The organism is Saccharopolyspora sp. NPDC002376 (genome assembly GCF_053593195.1).
Genome location: NZ_JBSFBZ010000001.1, coordinates 156,066 through 171,321, shown reverse-complemented (window position 1 = coordinate 171,321; position 15,256 = coordinate 156,066). Strand labels below are relative to the sequence as shown.

Genomic DNA, 15,256 nt, shown 5'->3' with positions numbered 1-15,256 from the left:
AGCGCGAACAATTGCGAACAGTCAAGCATCATTACGCATGCGATTCACGCCGCCCACCGTGCCGGCGCCTCCTGACGGCTCAGGCTGTCCGCCGCGCCGTACTGCGGATTCCACGCCAACGTCGCCGACCCCGTACTCCCCTGCCGGTTCTTCGCCACGATCACCTCGAGCTCCGACGCCGCCTTGATCTCGTTCTCCGCGTCGTGATGCAGCAGCAACACCTTGTCGCAGTCCTGCTCGATCGCTCCGGACTCACGAAGATCCGACAGCTGCGGCTTCTTGTCCTGCCGCTGCTCCGGGCCACGGTTGAGCTGCGACACCGCGATCACCGGCACCCGCAGTTCCATCGCCAACAACTTCAGCGACCGCGACAGGCCCGAAACCTGCTGCTCCCGGGACAGCCGCGAATCGGCCGCGTTCGTCAGCTGCAGGTAGTCCACAACAACCAGATCAAGCCCGCCATACGTGCGCGCTAGCTCCCGACACGTCGACCGGATCCCCGCGGCCGTGATGGTCGCCCGATCCGAAAGGTGAAGCGGGAGCTGCCGGAACTCGTCAGCCGCCCGCTGCAGCCGACCCCAGTCCGACTCGGTCAGCGCACGGTCCCGCATCGCCTTGAGGTTCACCCGACCCAAGTTCGCGATGCAGCGCTGCGCCAGGTCCTCCCGCAGCATTTCCAGCGAGAAGTACGCGACCCGCCCGCCGCGTCGAGCGACGTTGATCGCCGCGCCCAAGGACAGCACCGTCTTGCCGACACCAGGCCGTGCCGCAACGCCGATCATCTGGCCGGCTTCCATGCCGCCCATCAGCGCGTCCAAGTCGGGCCATCCCATTGGCGTCGTCTCAGGCGCTGGGGAAGCCAGCAATTCGAGTACGTGATCGGTCAGCTCATCCGGGTCGGCGACATCCGCAGCACGTGCCGCACCAGAAGCCGCTGAATCAGCCAACTGCCGGATTCCGTCCAGGTGTTCCGCCACATCCCCGGATTCCGCTCCGCCATACGCCATCAACGCGATCCGATGCGAAACCTCAACGATCTGACGCAGCTTCGCGGCCTCAGCGACCTGCTTTGCCAGGTATCGGGCGCTTGAGGGAACTGGAGCTTCCGCAGCGAGATCCGCCATGTAGGCCGCGCCGCCGACTTTCTCCAACTCGCCGCGGCGGTGAAGTTCCTGGGACACGGCGATCGCCCTGCTGACCGTATCGGCCTGGGCTGGATCAGCCCGCTCGTCGACCTCCGCGATTGCTGACCAAATCGACTGGTGAACCGGGCGAAACAGGTCTTCGCAGCTGATCAGCGTGCACGCCTCAACGTACGCCGACGACCACTGGAGTGCCGCACCGACAAGAGACCGCTCCGCATCGCGGGCCTGAATGGGTTCATTCACCGCTGACCACCCCCACGGCGACGGTCACCGCCATCGAGGATGCCCCGGTCCGCCATCTCGTTGAGCCGAGACGCGACCCGGTCCCCGAGGCGCCCGCGGAGTTCTTCAAGGCCGAGGTTCGAGGTGATGATGGTGGGCAGCATCCGGTCGTACCTGTGATTGATCAACCGGTAGTTGATCTCTTCGGTCCATTCGCTGTTCTTCGCGGCACCGAGGTCGTCGACGACGAGCAGCGACGCATGGGCGTAGGTCTCGAAAACCGACTCGGAGTCGACCCCGTGCCGTGGGCGCATCTGGGCGTAGAGGTCCGCCGCCGCAACGAACTGCCACGACGACATGGTCACCCCAGACGCTCCAAACGCCCTGAGAGCGCCGAAGGCGGCGTGGGTCTTCCCCGTGCCAGTCTCCCCCAACAACATCAGCGAGCGGCCAGCTGAGAGCCCAACTGGGCCACCTGGCGACGCCTGAGTGTCCGCAGCTGCCTGCACCAGTGCTCGGACCCATCCTGCGATCGCAGGATGCGACACCACCGCGCCCGCGTACCGCGCTGGGATAGCCGACTCCAACAGCGCGGCCTTTTCCCGCGCTTCACGCGCCCAGTGCGGATCGATGTCCACTCCGAGCTGCTCGAGGGTGACGATGGTTGGGTCGTTCATCAAAGCTCGCCTTCGTAGATCGAGGTGTCAGCAGGGTTGCGGTAGGGCTGGTAATCGCCAGCGGCGGCTTTGCGCTGCGGCACAGCGGATTCCCAGCAGTCGTTCTTGAGCCACCGTTCGGCGTCCTTGCGGTACTTCAGCTCCGGGGTGGCGTCGACGTACGGCTGGACCGCGGCCGTGATCGTGTCCGTGTCAGCTCGCTCAAGCGCTTTGTGCCATTCGATCGCGGCTGCGCGCTTGCCGCCCTTGCGACCGTAAGCGGCCCAGAACGCTTCGAAGTCCGGGGTGTACTCGGCGCGCTTCGAGGTGCGTTTGGTGTCCTTCGAACGTCCGCTTGGGAACTCGATGAGGTTCGCTTGTCCCGACACGTCAGTGTCGGGGGTCGCGGGGAGTTCTTTAGGGAGTTCATCTTTAGGGAGTTGAAGGGAGTTACACCCAATCTGACCTGCAGGTGTCACGGTAACTCTTGCGTGACTCACGCCCAACTTGTGCGTGACATCCGCCTTGTCACGGTCAACTTCGCCGTGACTCACGCCCAACTCTTGCGTGACACCCTCATTTGTCACGCTCGAGTCCTGCGTGACGTCACGGTCAACTTCACCGTGACGCTTCGCCTTCGCGCGCTCCCGGCGCCGGCGCTGCCGCTCAGCGTCCGCTGCCCGCCGACGCTTCAACCGGTCCTCCAGCACGCTGTCCCCTTCAAACCGAGTGGAGACGTTCAACGACCACCCCGGAGCGCCGTTCGACGCATGCTCTTCCCGGATCAGGTCCGCCGCGAGTAGCCGATCCAGGGCCGCCTCCACCTCGCGGAGGGGCGCGTGCGCTTCCTCCGCCAAAGTCTCGCTCGAGACGAACACGTCGGATCCGTCGTTCTTGGCATAGGTCGCCATGAGCAGGAGAACGTGATGGCCAAGCCGATCAACACGCCGGTTGTGCAGCAGCGTCGGCACTTCCCGCGCCCACTTGATCGCTGTGAAACGGGCCATCAGACGATCGCCTCCTCTCTTGATGAGTTGGTTTGGGGTAGGTGAGCACAGGCTTGCGTGATCGCGCTCGGGCTTGAACCGTTGTCGTGTTGTCTTCCCGCGACAACGGTTCAAGCCCGGTCATGCAGCATCGTCAAGCGCGTCGCGCGTGCTCTGAGTGATTCAGGTCTTCGATGGACTCCCCGTCGAGCACGCGCAGGAGGAGTCCGGTCTCAGCGGTGCTGGCACGATGTGAAAGCAGGGACCGCGCCAACTGCAGTCGGCGCCACAGCTCGGCGCGCGACGGGACGTTGATGGGTAAGACGTCCGCGGTCATGCCGCACCGTCCAACTCGATCAGTGCTGGCGTCATGCCACCGATGTCATCAAGCAGCACCAGGCCGTGGTCATGGATCCGCACCGGCGTTTCGATCGGGGTCTGCCAGGAGTGCAGCAGCCAGCCATTTCTGTAGGCGATGGACCGGTGAGATTCGATCCACCCGTGGCAGCCTGTGGTGCCGGATCCGCACAACAGCAACAAGTTCGACGGCAGGTTCGTCGCCAGATCCTTGCTGCCGCCCGCGCCGCGGGGCCGCCGGTGGTGCACGTTGGTGCCGAGGGCGCACCCGCAGCGCTCGCACAGCGGCAAGCCAAGGCGTTCGGCGCGGTGCTTGATGACGGTCCGGGAACGGGCGGTGGGCGCCTTACTCACGCGGCAGCCTCCTGAGCGTGGAACGCGGCCCGCAGCCGCGATCCGATCCAGGTGCCTACGGCTGGGCTCACGGCGTTGCCGAACCCGTCGACCTGGTTGCGGGCGCTGCCCCACACGATGAAGTCGCCCTTCCGGGCGCCGAAGTCGACGTTGAAGCCACAGCCGACGCCGACCTCGTGCGGCCCGAGCATGCGGAAGTGGCAGTCCTCCAGCGGAACCTCGGCCAGCGCCTGGGACCACTCAGCGACCAACATGCCGTTGTCCTGCTGGTGCCAGCCGGTGAACAGCTGGCCCTGCCCGATCTCGGTGGTGCCGGCGTTGTTGTGGGGCACGGACGCCTGGGTGTGCGCAGTCAACAGCGACGGGATCTGGTCGGAGGTCACGGTGGGCATCGGCTCGCCGTGGACCGCGGGGATCGTGTTCTGCCGGTACGGCAGGACACCAGCGGTCATCAGGCTCAGGGTTTCCGAACCGCCCTGCGTCGGTAGTGCCTCGTTCATTCCTCGCGGCACGCCCTGGTAGTTGTTCACCGCGGCCAACATCACGGCCAGCTCGTGGGTCGAGGTGACTGTGTCCATCGGCTGGGTGATGTTCTTGCCGTCGCCGTTGTGTCGGTGCGCCGCGAACACCGAGCCGGTTGCCAGCAGCGCGGTCTCCTGCTGAGAGGTCTGCGTCGACAACGGCTGCAGCGGGTGCCGCTCGGTGCCGTGCGTGGACTTCGCCGGCATCAGCAGCGCGGGGAATTGCGCGAACTTCTGGCGGCAGCGCTCGGCGCGGGCCATCGTCGTCGGGGCGAGGGGCTTCGGGCGGTCGCCGATGCGGGTGCCCGGGTTGGACAGGTCAAGCGCTAGCAGCGACGGGGTCATCGGCGGCACGATCTCGGAGCGGCAGCGTGGGCACCGGTAGTCGTACTGCTTCCCATAGCGAACGCTGCCGGTCGCCGGGATTCCGGTGCGCCACGACCACACCGCCTCCACCGTCTGCTCACAGCGCCCACACCAGGTTGCTGGCCGATGCTCCAGGTCCGGGTCCGGCAGGGTGCGGTCCCAGAACGCGATATAGAGCCGGTCCCTGCTCTGCGGGACGCCGAAGAACTGGCTGTTGAGGTACAGCACCTTGTGCTTGTAGCCGAGCAGGTCGAACTGCTTGAGCCACCACCGATACGTACTGCCGTCCCCGACCTTCGGGCGTCCCGGAAGCGCCGGGCCCCACGAAGTGAGCTCGGTCGTGCACTCCACCAGGATCATCCGAGGGTGGTTGCGCTCGGCGTAATGCAACACGCAGTTCGCGGTCGCCCGGTCCCGCTCGGAGCGGGTGACTCGCGACTCGAAATCCGGGTCGTCCAAGTCGAACAGGCTCAATCCCTGCGCGTAGGCTTTCTGCGTGTTGGCCTGCGAGTGGTTCACACAGGACACGCCGGCCACGAGCAAATCGGCGGCGGGCAGATCCCGGGCGCTGTGGTAGTCGGCCGCTTCGGGGTCCACGAGATCAGCGATCCAGTGCTCGGCCTCCGGGTGGTTGGCCTCGTGGATCGAGACTTTGTACTCGTTGTGGTTCGCCGCCATGATGGTGGCGAACCCAGCTTCCTTAATTCCCTGGGTGAGGCCACCGAACCCCGAGAACAGGTCGACCGCGACCAGGTCGTCGTGGCGGAATCGGCGGCGTCGAGTGGCCGGCCGGTGCGTGGCAGTACGGCTTATTGCGGTGTTCATGCTGACCACCCCTGCGCGCTTGCGGTGAACCGCATCTCTTCCTTGAGGTTGGAGTTGATGGCCCGTCCGATCTCGGACCGGTCCCGCAGAGCCTTCAACTTGTCTTTGCTGGCCTCAATGAGCTGCTCGTGAGCCTGCACGGCAAACCAGGACTCGATGGTCAGCTCTTCAGCGCGGCGCCGACGGAAGTCCATCGAGCCCTGGGTGCCGAGGAATTCCTTCGCGAAGTCGAGACGGTGGGCCTTCAGCAGCTCGGCGTACTCGCCGCGAAGACGGACGAGATCCTGGGTTTCGGTGTCGATGTCCTGCTCGATCTGCCAAAGGACGGCTGCCGCCTCGGCAGGAGAAAGGGGCGCTCGGTTGCTCATGCTCCACCCCCGTGGGTGTTCTGGTGGTGGCAGCCGGCGCACCAGATCAGCCGCTTCTCGAGGTCCGCCACCCACTCCGACTTCTCGTTGGCCGCTAGGTGAGCGACCTCGTCCCACTCGACGTACAGGTAGTCCTCGTCATCCATCGGAGTGCCGCAGACAACGCATCGGGCGTGCCACAGGACATCGAACTCGCTCACCCCAAGCAGCGCGTGTGGGACTTCGTTGCCCCAAGCTGCTAGGTCGTCCTGTGATTCCTTCTCGCTGCGGCGAAACGGGATGTGGTCGATCGAATAGAAGGTGTCGGGACGAACCGAGTCGCGTTCGAAGACGTTCCACCACGGTCCCGGATCGCGGAGCGGGTACGGCACGGTCATGTCAGTGAGTCCTCTCGATGTCCGCGAGAAGGCGGTGCAGGGTGGTGCCGTTGGACCGGGTTCGGCGGGCGATCTCGTTGGCGCTGGCTCCGTCGGTGAGAAGTCGGACCGCCACGGCCTTCTTCTCCGCCCACGTCAGCGGCCGACCGACCGGCTCCCGCTGCCGCAGCGCCCGCTCCACTGCGATCTCGTCGAACCAGTTGTCGGTGGAACGCGGCCGGCGGGCGCCGGTGCGCGCGACATGGGGTGTCGTCGAGGCGGTGAGTGGCCACTTGCTGGCCCACTCGGTGCGGCGAGAGCAGGAACTTGCAGGTGATGAATCGGTGATCGACGTCATGCAACTCACCCTGTTTTGGACGTGTTGGGTCAGCCCACGAATCCGTTGATTCGCGGTGAATTGTGTTTGTGCTCGCCGAATTACGGGTGCGGCGTCACCCAGAGATCACGCGACGTGCAGATCAAAAGAAGGGTCATCGGAGTCACGAGCTGCGGGAGCATCCGTCTCGGGCTCCTCCGTCGCGTCCTGGGCACCCGATGCCTCAACAGCGGGCTCGTGCACGGGAGCTGTTGTCAAAGGCCTCCGCTGCGCAGTGCGGCGCGGACCCTTAACTGGACGAACAGCGGTCGACTCGTCCGCCAGGACCTCGTCGTCCAGCTCTTCCGTCGCGTACGGCATGCCCAACAGAACATCCGAGGCAATCAGACGGCACACCTCGGCGGTCGCACGGGCGATCAGCATGTGCTGCGGCATCTTCTGCCAGTTCGGCTTCCCCGTGAGACCCATTTTCTTGGCGCGGTCGATGTCCCACGTCACCGTCTGAATCACGTCCGAGCCGTTCCGACGACCCTTCGCTACCACGCGGGTGTCGCTGGATTCTTCGATCCACACCTCATGCCCGCGGGACTGCACCAGACCGCGCAGGGCGTGGGCTCGCATCGCAGGCGTGCCCTGAATGATGTCCAACGACCGCAGCGCAGACATCGGTTCCAAACCAATCTCCTGGCCGGTGAGGATCGCGGCGGTGATCTCAGCCGGCTTGCCCTGCATCGCCTCGGGAACGAACTTCGTGCGAGCCAGAGACTGCGCGACCACATTCGCCTGCTGCGCGTCCATTGCCCACTTCCCGAGCTTGGTGAGTTCCCCATACGGCTGACGTTCGGCGACGGTGTTGTCGGGGCGGGTGTCGAGCTCGGTCATGCGGCACGCTCCTGAGAAGTGGGCTGCACAGCGGGACCGATGAGATCGCGGCTGGTCCTCGACCAACGGGCGACGGTGGCGGCGTGCAGGAAACGGTTGTGCTGGTATTCGTCGGCGGGCAGCTCGTAGACGTCGTATCCGTCCGAGCGGACCCAGATGGCGAGGGCGCCGACGATGCCCAGGTCGGCCATCGGCTGCTCGTTCTTGTCCGTGTCGAGGTAGAACTCGGCGTACCTGTAGGCGGCGAGTTGGAGCACGGTTTCGCCGAAGATCCCAGATCGGGAGGTCTTGATGTCGGCGATCATGCGTCGACCGTCGGGCAAGTCGATGACCATGTCGACGGTTCCGCAGTAGTTCCACTGGCGTGAAGCCACTTGCGCTTCGACAAGGACCGGGGTTGGCTGCCAGGTATCGAGGAACATGACGTACGAATCGACGTGCCCTGCCAGTTCTTCGGGGACTTCGACCTCGTCGCCGTGGATCAGCTTCTCGGCGAGCTTGTGAACCTCGGTTCCCCGCCGCGCTGCCTTGTCCAGGACCGCGAACCGTGCGCCCTTGAGCTTCGACAGTCGCTCAGAGGTCGCCATCTCTCCGAGGTCGGCCCAGTTGTCGATGGCGTATTCGGCGGTGGTGTTGGCGGCCCAGTTGATGAGTGCGGGCTTGGGGACTCCGTCGCCGATGAGCTTGGTGACTCCGTCGGCTTTCTGGCCGTCGAGCTTGTACCAGTGGCCTTTGCCGTTGTCGATGCGCTGGAGCGTCATGCCGCAGCACCACCCTGCCGAGCCTCGTACCGCCACTTCTTGATGTGGCCTTCGAGCTTGTCCGCGTACTCGTTGAGAGCCTCCGCCTTGACGCGGTCTCGATTGCTGATCTCCGCGGGGTCGGCCAGCTCGACAGGGGCGATGAACACCGCCTCGGTACGCAGGTCATTCACGATCATCTGCAAAGCAGAGAGCTGTTCCTTGCTGAGCGGGGTGCTCATGCTGCTGCCTCCAGGGCGATGGGATAGACAGAGATCTCGCGGCGAACCATCTGGTCTACCGGGGCGTTCTCGGCAGCCTCGCGGTACGCGAACCGCAGACACGCCCCGTCGTCACAGACCTCGACCATGCCGTCCGGCTCCGACCGCAGACCCCAGTAGAAGGCGTTCACGCCCGCGTATTCGGCGCCGCAGTTCTCGCAGTCCGACGAAACATCCGTGGTCTCGTGGTAGGTGATGACGACCTGCGGGTTCATGCTGACTCCGGGTGCCGCATCGGACCGTCATCGCCAGCCAAGAACTCCTCGATCGCCTTGATCGGGATGATGTACTGGCGACCGGTCGACCGAACGCGGATCTTCCCCGCCTTGATGAGGCGTCGGGTTGCCCATTCGTTTGCCAGGCCCAGCATCTTCGTTGCCACGGCGACGTTGACCGCGTAGGGCTGGATGTCGTCGGGGTTCGTGATGACGGCGCTCATGCGGCATCACGAACCACATCGACCCGGCAGGCAATCTCGTCTTCGTCCCGCGGGCTGGGTTCCAGAACCGACACAGGGACGTTGAGCGCGAGAGCGATGCGCTTGATCAGCGGAGCGGTAGGCTGACGATTGCCCTGCTCCAGATCAGAAAGGTGACCGGCAGAGACGTTCGCGAGACGGGCAAGCGCTTGGAGAGACAGGCCGTCCTTGGACCGAATGACCTGCAGCTCCAGCCACCCGTGAGGGTATTTGAGCATGGCGCCAGCTTATGCGAACAAGTGCGAAACGTCAAGCATAGTCGAGCATGGCACTTATCCTCGCGCTCTTCACACGCGGCGCAGCTGCGACAGTGCGACGTATGGTTGCATTAACATCGTCGAGCATGTGTAACACTGACGCCGTGCGCGACGACTGGGAATTCGGACGCGAGCTCGAACGGCGTCGGACCATCGCTAAGCTCTCCAAACGAGGCTTGGCCGAAAAGTCTGGCATCTCCGAGGGGCGAATCCGGCAGCTAGAAACCGGAATCCAGCGAGTCAACCGAGAAGACGTCCCCGTCCGGCCCACCTCAACGACTGTGTCGCGAGTCGCGCAAGCACTCGGGTGGGATGTTGATGACGCACTCAATCTCGCCGGCCTGGCCAATGATCCAGGCATCCCCCGCGGTCGACCCTCGCGAGCTGACGCGGACGACGCACTCACTCAGCAAATGGAGGAGCTCTGGCGGCAGATCACACCAGAGCAGCGAGACGCAGTCTTTCGGGTCATGCAGGCCATGACCTACTCCCCCGGCCCCACCCTGCACTCGGCCGAATCCACGGATCCCGATCTCGAAGAGCGCATTGAGATGCCGGTTGCCGACGAGCCGACCTACGAACGAGACGGCACGTCGGCTGACAGTTAGTACATCTGCTCGTCGTAGGTGCGGATCTCCTCTTCGACCTGGGCGACCGCCTCCCGCAGTGTCCGAAGCCGCTCCGGAGGAGCGGACTCCACTGGGGTGATCATGTAATTGTGCATCAGTTCGGGAAATTCACGATCGGGCGCCGTGAAGGTGACGACGGCGCCGCGGATCGAGGAGGGATCAACGCCGTTGGCATCCGCGTAGGCCCGCACCGCATACTCCATCAGCATGGCGGGATCCGTCATGATCTCCCGCAACTGATCCAAGCTCACGCGTCCCCCTGCTGCAGTGGTAGGAGATGTGCAACGGCCGCTCGGGGAAGTCGTTGCAGTCGGACAATCGAGCGTAGTTCGCGAGTCCCCTCGTCTGATGTGCTGAACCCTGCTTGACTGATCCGTCCCTCGAATGGACCGGTCTGCATCCACACGGATGGAGTGCAGACATCGAACGCCAGCCGTGATGTCAACCCGTGTGGCGGATTCAGAAGACGCGAACGGGCGAAAATCGAACATGCGTTCCATGCAACCCTTCGGTTGGCCTCAACGCAAGCAGATGCACACGCGCACCCCTACATGTCACACGTTCGGCGGCTGCTCGTATGCGGCCTGCAACGCTGCCGCCGCAGCAGGACTCGTCCGACGCTCGATGTAATGCCGACGCGTCGTCGAGATATCCGTATGCCCCAGGTGTGCGGCAATCTCGTCATCCGACAAATTCGCATCCCGCAACGCGGTCGCTGCAGTTCGGCGCAACTTGTGGCTCGTGATCGTCGACCCCATGTCCGCGACCAACTCGGCGAGCTGGTTGCATGCGCGACTCGGCTGGCGATAGCCAAGAGTCCGAGGGCTCGGGAACAGCGGCTCTGTATCGGGGCTGTCGCCCCGCATCAGGGCCAAGGTCATCAGCAGCGACTCAGGCAGCGCCAAGACTCGATGTGAGCTCTCTGTTTTGCAGGGCACCCGAACCGCGCCGACACCCTTGCGGTGAATGATCGTGCCGGAGATCGACACGTGCGCCGGCTGGATCAGCGCGTCATCAATCAGCACAGGCTCGTTGCCGAAGTTGACTTCGCGCCAGCGCACGGCCAGCGCCTCCCCGATTCGGCACCCGGTCCACAACATGAACCGGATCAGCTCAGGAAGGCGGCCCCGCTTAGCGGAGTTGCTGGTGTCTGCAGCAGCGAGCAGCTCGGCAACCTCCGTCGGGTTGAGCGCATCCGGCCCCTTGCGGCTGTTGCGGCCATCGCTGATCGGCGGCAGGTCCTTGACCGGGTTGTGGTCAAGGGCTTCGTGGAGGACGGCAAGACGCATTGTGCCGTTGAGTGCGCTGCGGACCATTCGCCGCGTCGAAGCCGCGAGCTTCTTTTTCTTGAGGTCGAGGAAGAGATCGTTGAGGCGCCCCGCGGTGCACTCGCGGAGCTGGAGCCCGCCGAGGTCCTTGACGAGGTAGTCCTTGACGATCCACTTGTAGAGCCTGCGGGAGGACTCGCTGAGTTCGTCCTCACCACGGTTATCCAGCCACATGTTCGCTGCGACTTCGAAACGTGTGGTGAGGGTGATCTCCTCCGCCCCTTCCGGGGAGCTCCGGTCTGCGAGCGCTTCGCGGAGAGCGTTGCGCGCCTTGGCCTCGGTAGATCCCCAGCGCTCGACGGGTCGCGTTCGCCCGTCGCGGTCGCGGTAGCGAGTCACTGCTTTCCACCGCTCAGGCTTCTCACCTTCGGCAGACTGTCGGGTAACTCGGATGGTGCCGTGAGAGCCGATCGGCAGGGGCGGTCGAGCCATGTCCACTCCAGCATTTCCGGTGGGTTTCTCGCGGATTTCACCCCCCTTGACCTGCGCAAAGGCGGTCTGACCTGGGGGGACGTGCTGAAAATGAACTATACCGATATTAGTATCACGGTCATGGTGCGTGAACCGCTCACCGAGCACGAGCTGCGCCGGGGCGAGCTGCTGGGCCAGGCCCTGCGGGATGCGCGCGGCGAGCGCAGCATGGTCGAGATCGCCGCGGCGGCGGGCATTTCCACCGAGACGTTGCGCAAGATCGAGAAGGGCCGGATCCCGACCCCGGCGTTCTTCACCGTCGCGGCGGTGGCTGACGCGGTGGGTCTGCGCCTCGACGAGCTGCGCCGCACGATCTTGGCCGAGCAGAGGCCACCCGAGCAGCGCATCCCCGCCTAGCCGGTCAGCTGCGGCTTCTTCGCGGTGATCACCACGCGGCGGCTTGCTGCCCAGACGGCGAAGGCGCAGGCAGCGGAGAAGCCGCCGAGGATGCTAGAGCCGGTCCATCCGGCGGCGGCGAACGCGGTGGTCGTGGCGGTGGCTCCGAGGGCGGAGCCGCACGCCGATCACGGCCGGCCACAGCGACCACGATGTGTGCCCGATGGCCAGCCAGGAGACGGCCAGGAGTGCGAGCGCTCCCCCCCTGTGACGGCGCTGGCCAGTCCTGAATCGGCCCAGCGTCCTGCCCGGGCGGCGCCGAGCGCACCGGCGAGGCCTGGCAATGCCGAACAGGCCGATCGGCGCCGCGCTCAGGTGCCACAGTGCGGCAGCGAGTGGCAGCGTCAGGCCGCTCCACAGCGTGCCGAATGAGGCGAACAGGAAGAACGCGATCAGCCCGCGCGAGAGGAACAGGCGCCCGGCGAACAGTCCGGCCAGCGAGGTCAGCACGTGTCGGGCGGCAGCATGGTCAGGACGAGACAGGCCAGGATCACCAGGAGTGCGGCGAGTGCGATCCAGGTAGCCGAGTTGTCCGGCGGCGTGCGGTCCAGCCCAGGTGGGCCTGCGGCACGCCGAGGCCGGTTCCGATCTGGGCGGCGTAGATGCTGGCGACGGCGACCGCGCAGATCAGGACTCGGACGGAAACACCGCTGGCGTCGACACGACGTCGGTGCGGAAGGTCAACTGATCGTTTGACGACTCGCGGCATAACGCGCCCTTAAGGACGGGTGAAATCACAATCTCTTGTGGACTGTCTACAAGAGACGATTAATGCGGTGACAGTTCGTGTCCGGTCATGTGTTTTCAGTGCACGGCGGTCGTTTTCCGCCGGTCGAGGCGCAGATCACATTCGGGTGTTCGCATCGATGTGCCCACGGGAAACGGGGCGAGCGCCGGGGTTGATGTTTGCGTTCCGGATACGGATTCGTGATGCATTCGCTACTATTCGGCACGCCGGTCGGGGAAACACGGCATCAACGCGAACAGGAGTCACTCGTTGCCAGCCGAACACCCCGCCCTGCTGCGCCGCTGGTGGTGGCGCAGCCCCTTGGCCGTCAGGCTGTTGCCTGCCGCCGCGCTGGTCGCCGTGACCGCCACTAGCGCCCTGAGCGCGCTGCCGATGACCGCGAGTTCCGAACTCGCCGACTCCCCGCCACCGGCTGCTCCCCCACCGCCCGCGCCCGAACCTCCTGTCGTTCCGAGCACGACCGCGGCTCCGACCACGACCAGCAGCGCAGAACCGACCCCGTCCCCGAAGACCACCAGCCGCACGCCGACCCCGATCACGAGCAGCACCACGACCAGCACGCAGCGGCCGAGTCCCTCCCCGTCCCCGCCGCCGCGCCCCCACCCCCGTCCCGACCACGAGCAGCACCACACCCCGCCACCGGTGACCACCACGCCCAGCGACCCCGACGAAGACTCGGTGCTGGTGGTCACCGAGAACGAGCACTGCTCCGAAGAAGGCGACTTCGCCCGCACCCCCAGCGGCGCGGCCGCCCGCTGCGAACGTGCCGCCGATGGCAAGCTGAGGTGGACCTCACAATGGTGAACTCCGATACCGACCGCACGCACATCAGCGCGCTGCACATCCTCGAAAACGGGCCCCACGCACCGCAATGCCCCAACGGGCACGGTCCGCTGATCACCGCCCCCGACGAGCAGTCCCCGACAGGTGTTGCGCTGAGCTGCCCGGTCTGCGGGCAGCGCCGGGACAACGAGGTGTCGATGCTGCACGCGTTGCTCAACCCCGGCACCGCGCGGTTCGACACCCCCTTGCAGACCTCGCCGGACCCCGCCCCCGCTCCGCGCTCGGGCGCTGCTTCCGTCCCGGCTGAGCCTCCGAAGTCAACCTCAGACCCGATTCCTGACCCCGTTCCCGCACCCGCCCCTGCTCCGGTTCCGCTCCAGGCTCCTGCCCCTGCTCCGGTTCCGCTCCAGGCTCCTGCCCCTGCTCCGGTTCCGCTCCAGGCTCCTGCCCCTGCTCCGGTCGAGGTGACGATGGAGATCGCTGCCGTCCGTGCCGAAGCGGTGCGCGAGCCACTGGGCAAAACGACGTCGGAGAGCACCCGCGAGGAAACCGACGAGTTCGACTTCCCCCAGGAACTCGCGCCGCGCAGCCGAGGCCAGCGACCTGACGGCACCATCCGCACCACCGGCTGGCTGCAGCTGGGCCACTTGCGCGTCAGCTCCGGCTGGTGGGCCGCGCTGGCCGGCGCCGCCCCCGGATTCGCGCTCACCGATCTCGCCACGTGGCTACCGGCCGTGCTGCCGGCAGTGACGTGGACGGGGTGGTTCGTCGCCATTCGATGGCTGCGTCCGGCGTCTCCAGCGATCAACCGCGAACGCGTCCGCGCCGACGGTCTGCTGCCGGGGGATCCGATCCGCATCTACGGGCCGATCGGGCCAGTTGGGATCGTCGAGCAGGTCACGCCGAACACCAACGAGAAGGTCCTCATCCGCTTCGTCGGCGGCACGCAACGCATCCTGCCCGCCGACACGCGCTGCCGCATCGTACACCTGTGCGCCTGAAACCCCCTGGGAGGGCGGCATGAAAGAGGGGCGTGAGCATGGGAGGCGCTCACGCCCCTCTTTCATCATGCTGAGGTGCCGGTCGAGCCGCCCACCACGGCATCCGATCCGCCGGACTCCTTCGGCGGCAACAACGCCGACACGTCACCACCGGTGTCGTTGACCTTCAACACGAACGGCCGGGTCTCGGTGTAGCGCACGACGCTGACCGAGCACGGATCCACCACGAGGCGCTGGAAGGCGTCCAGGTGCATGCCCAGCGCATCGGCCAGCACCGCTTTGATCACATCGCCATGGGTGCAGGCCAACCACACCTCGTCGGCCCCCAACTTGCGGTCCCACTCCCGCACCGCGGCCACCGCCCGGGCCTGCACCTGCGCCAAACCCTCACCAGCCGGGAACACCGCCGCCGAAGGGTGCTGCTGCACCACCTTCCACAGCGGTTCCTGCGTCAACTCGCTGATCTTGCGGCCGGTCCACTCGCCATAATCGACCTCGGCCAGATCCGGCTCCACCACCGGCGACACGCCCCGCTCGGCCACCAGACCCGCCACCGTGTCCTGGCACCGCTGCATCGGCGAAACCACCACCTCGCGCAGCGGAACACCGGCCAACCGGCCCACCAGACCCGCGGCCTGACCCGTCCCGAACTCGTCCAACCCCACACCGGCCGCCCGGCCCGCCAGAATCCCCGAACCGTTGGCCGCCGAACGCGCATGCCGCAACAAGATGAGAGTCGCCACGTCCGCCGAGGGTAGGCCACCCGCGA

At 65.8% G+C, this 15,256-nt stretch carries 24 protein-coding genes; 5 read left to right on the top strand and 19 right to left on the bottom strand.

Annotation, left to right across the window (positions count from 1 at the left end; all coding sequences use genetic code 11):
• Positions 1-44: 44 nt before the first annotated feature.
• The 14 genes from ACWCO2_RS00920 to ACWCO2_RS00855 all read right to left on the bottom strand — a co-directional run bounded on the left by ACWCO2_RS00920 (position 45) and on the right by ACWCO2_RS00855 (position 9,092).
• A complete protein-coding gene (locus tag ACWCO2_RS00920; protein WP_450125612.1) occupies positions 45-1,388 on the bottom strand; it encodes a replicative DNA helicase in 1,344 nt (447 codons plus the stop codon).
• Positions 1,385-2,044, bottom strand: a complete 660-nt coding sequence (locus ACWCO2_RS00915; protein ID WP_450125611.1) for an ATP-binding protein — start codon at positions 2,042-2,044, stop codon at positions 1,385-1,387. Before ACWCO2_RS00915 ends, ACWCO2_RS00920 begins: the two co-directional genes overlap by 4 nt.
• Positions 2,044-3,030 (bottom strand): hypothetical protein, encoded by a 987-nt coding sequence (locus ACWCO2_RS00910; RefSeq protein ID WP_450125610.1) that lies wholly within the window; start codon positions 3,028-3,030, stop codon positions 2,044-2,046. The genes ACWCO2_RS00915 and ACWCO2_RS00910 overlap by 1 nt, the downstream gene beginning before the upstream one ends.
• A 312-nt stretch (positions 3,031-3,342) precedes the next feature.
• The gene (locus tag ACWCO2_RS00905) at positions 3,343-3,720 is read right to left on the bottom strand and encodes a hypothetical protein (RefSeq protein ID WP_450125609.1); all 378 of its coding nucleotides are present in this window, start codon (positions 3,718-3,720) and stop codon (positions 3,343-3,345) included.
• Positions 3,717-5,432, bottom strand: coding sequence for a DNA cytosine methyltransferase (locus ACWCO2_RS00900; protein ID WP_450125608.1), 1,716 nt, complete (start codon positions 5,430-5,432; stop codon positions 3,717-3,719). Before ACWCO2_RS00900 ends, ACWCO2_RS00905 begins: the two co-directional genes overlap by 4 nt.
• Positions 5,429-5,800, bottom strand: a complete 372-nt coding sequence (locus ACWCO2_RS00895; protein ID WP_450125607.1) for a hypothetical protein — start codon at positions 5,798-5,800, stop codon at positions 5,429-5,431. Before ACWCO2_RS00895 ends, ACWCO2_RS00900 begins: the two co-directional genes overlap by 4 nt.
• Positions 5,797-6,177 (bottom strand): hypothetical protein, encoded by a 381-nt coding sequence (locus ACWCO2_RS00890; RefSeq protein ID WP_450125606.1) that lies wholly within the window; start codon positions 6,175-6,177, stop codon positions 5,797-5,799. Before ACWCO2_RS00890 ends, ACWCO2_RS00895 begins: the two co-directional genes overlap by 4 nt.
• A 1-nt stretch (position 6,178) precedes the next feature.
• Positions 6,179-6,514, bottom strand: coding sequence for a hypothetical protein (locus ACWCO2_RS00885; protein ID WP_450125605.1), 336 nt, complete (start codon positions 6,512-6,514; stop codon positions 6,179-6,181).
• A gap of 105 nt (positions 6,515-6,619) precedes the next feature.
• Entirely contained in the window at positions 6,620-7,375 is a 756-nt protein-coding gene (locus tag ACWCO2_RS00880) for a hypothetical protein (protein ID WP_450125604.1), read from the bottom strand.
• Complete coding sequence (locus tag ACWCO2_RS00875) at positions 7,372-8,136, bottom strand: hypothetical protein (protein ID WP_450125603.1); 765 nt, start codon at positions 8,134-8,136, stop codon at positions 7,372-7,374. The genes ACWCO2_RS00880 and ACWCO2_RS00875 overlap by 4 nt, the downstream gene beginning before the upstream one ends.
• Positions 8,133-8,357, bottom strand: a complete 225-nt coding sequence (locus ACWCO2_RS00870) for a hypothetical protein (RefSeq protein ID WP_450125602.1) — start codon at positions 8,355-8,357, stop codon at positions 8,133-8,135. Before ACWCO2_RS00870 ends, ACWCO2_RS00875 begins: the two co-directional genes overlap by 4 nt.
• Positions 8,354-8,611 (bottom strand): hypothetical protein, encoded by a 258-nt coding sequence (locus ACWCO2_RS00865; RefSeq protein ID WP_450125601.1) that lies wholly within the window; start codon positions 8,609-8,611, stop codon positions 8,354-8,356. The genes ACWCO2_RS00870 and ACWCO2_RS00865 overlap by 4 nt, the downstream gene beginning before the upstream one ends.
• Positions 8,608-8,835 carry a hypothetical protein gene (locus ACWCO2_RS00860; protein WP_450125600.1) on the bottom strand — a complete coding sequence of 76 codons (228 nt, stop codon included), beginning with the start codon at positions 8,833-8,835 and terminating at the stop codon, positions 8,608-8,610. The genes ACWCO2_RS00865 and ACWCO2_RS00860 overlap by 4 nt, the downstream gene beginning before the upstream one ends.
• A complete protein-coding gene (locus ACWCO2_RS00855; RefSeq protein ID WP_450125599.1) occupies positions 8,832-9,092 on the bottom strand; it encodes a helix-turn-helix domain-containing protein in 261 nt (86 codons plus the stop codon). Before ACWCO2_RS00855 ends, ACWCO2_RS00860 begins: the two co-directional genes overlap by 4 nt.
• 143 nt (positions 9,093-9,235) lie before the next feature.
• Between ACWCO2_RS00855 and ACWCO2_RS00850 the strand changes: the two genes are divergently transcribed.
• Entirely contained in the window at positions 9,236-9,739 is a 504-nt protein-coding gene (locus tag ACWCO2_RS00850) for a helix-turn-helix domain-containing protein (protein ID WP_450125598.1), read from the top strand.
• On the opposite strand, the gene ACWCO2_RS00845 is transcribed toward ACWCO2_RS00850, so the two are convergent.
• Together ACWCO2_RS00845 and ACWCO2_RS00840 are read right to left on the bottom strand one after the other, a co-directional pair.
• Positions 9,736-10,011, bottom strand: coding sequence for a hypothetical protein (locus ACWCO2_RS00845; protein WP_450125597.1), 276 nt, complete (start codon positions 10,009-10,011; stop codon positions 9,736-9,738). The two genes, ACWCO2_RS00850 and ACWCO2_RS00845, sit on opposite strands and share 4 nt — an antisense overlap.
• A gap of 303 nt (positions 10,012-10,314) precedes the next feature.
• Positions 10,315-11,427: a tyrosine-type recombinase/integrase gene (locus ACWCO2_RS00840; RefSeq protein WP_450125596.1), complete on the bottom strand. Its 1,113-nt coding sequence runs from the start codon at positions 11,425-11,427 to the stop codon at positions 10,315-10,317.
• Between the two features lie 213 nt (positions 11,428-11,640).
• Here ACWCO2_RS00840 and ACWCO2_RS00835 point away from each other — a divergent pair, with 213 nt between their 5' ends.
• The gene (locus ACWCO2_RS00835; RefSeq protein WP_450125595.1) at positions 11,641-11,916 is read left to right on the top strand and encodes a helix-turn-helix domain-containing protein; all 276 of its coding nucleotides are present in this window, start codon (positions 11,641-11,643) and stop codon (positions 11,914-11,916) included.
• Positions 11,917-12,009: 93 nt separating this feature from the next.
• Here ACWCO2_RS00835 and ACWCO2_RS00830 read toward each other — a convergent pair whose 3' ends face one another.
• A complete protein-coding gene (locus tag ACWCO2_RS00830; RefSeq protein ID WP_450125594.1) occupies positions 12,010-12,405 on the bottom strand; it encodes a hypothetical protein in 396 nt (131 codons plus the stop codon).
• 106 nt (positions 12,406-12,511) lie between these two features.
• Between ACWCO2_RS00830 and ACWCO2_RS00825 the strand changes: the two genes are divergently transcribed.
• A complete protein-coding gene (locus tag ACWCO2_RS00825) occupies positions 12,512-12,643 on the top strand; it encodes a hypothetical protein (RefSeq protein WP_450125593.1) in 132 nt (43 codons plus the stop codon).
• 302 nt (positions 12,644-12,945) lie between these two features.
• On the opposite strand, the gene ACWCO2_RS00820 is transcribed toward ACWCO2_RS00825, so the two are convergent.
• The gene (locus ACWCO2_RS00820; RefSeq protein WP_450125592.1) at positions 12,946-13,356 is read right to left on the bottom strand and encodes a hypothetical protein; all 411 of its coding nucleotides are present in this window, start codon (positions 13,354-13,356) and stop codon (positions 12,946-12,948) included.
• Here ACWCO2_RS00820 and ACWCO2_RS00815 point away from each other — a divergent pair.
• Together ACWCO2_RS00815 and ACWCO2_RS00810 are read left to right on the top strand one after the other, a co-directional pair.
• A complete protein-coding gene (locus tag ACWCO2_RS00815) occupies positions 13,346-13,507 on the top strand; it encodes a hypothetical protein (RefSeq protein ID WP_450125591.1) in 162 nt (53 codons plus the stop codon). The genes ACWCO2_RS00820 and ACWCO2_RS00815 overlap by 11 nt on opposite strands.
• Positions 13,501-14,487 (top strand): hypothetical protein, encoded by a 987-nt coding sequence (locus ACWCO2_RS00810; RefSeq protein WP_450125590.1) that lies wholly within the window; start codon positions 13,501-13,503, stop codon positions 14,485-14,487. Before ACWCO2_RS00815 ends, ACWCO2_RS00810 begins: the two co-directional genes overlap by 7 nt.
• 65 nt (positions 14,488-14,552) lie before the next feature.
• Here the strand turns inward: ACWCO2_RS00810 and ACWCO2_RS00805 are convergent, their stop codons facing one another.
• A complete protein-coding gene (locus ACWCO2_RS00805) occupies positions 14,553-15,230 on the bottom strand; it encodes a histidine phosphatase family protein (protein ID WP_450125589.1) in 678 nt (225 codons plus the stop codon).
• Positions 15,231-15,256 lie beyond the last annotated feature (26 nt).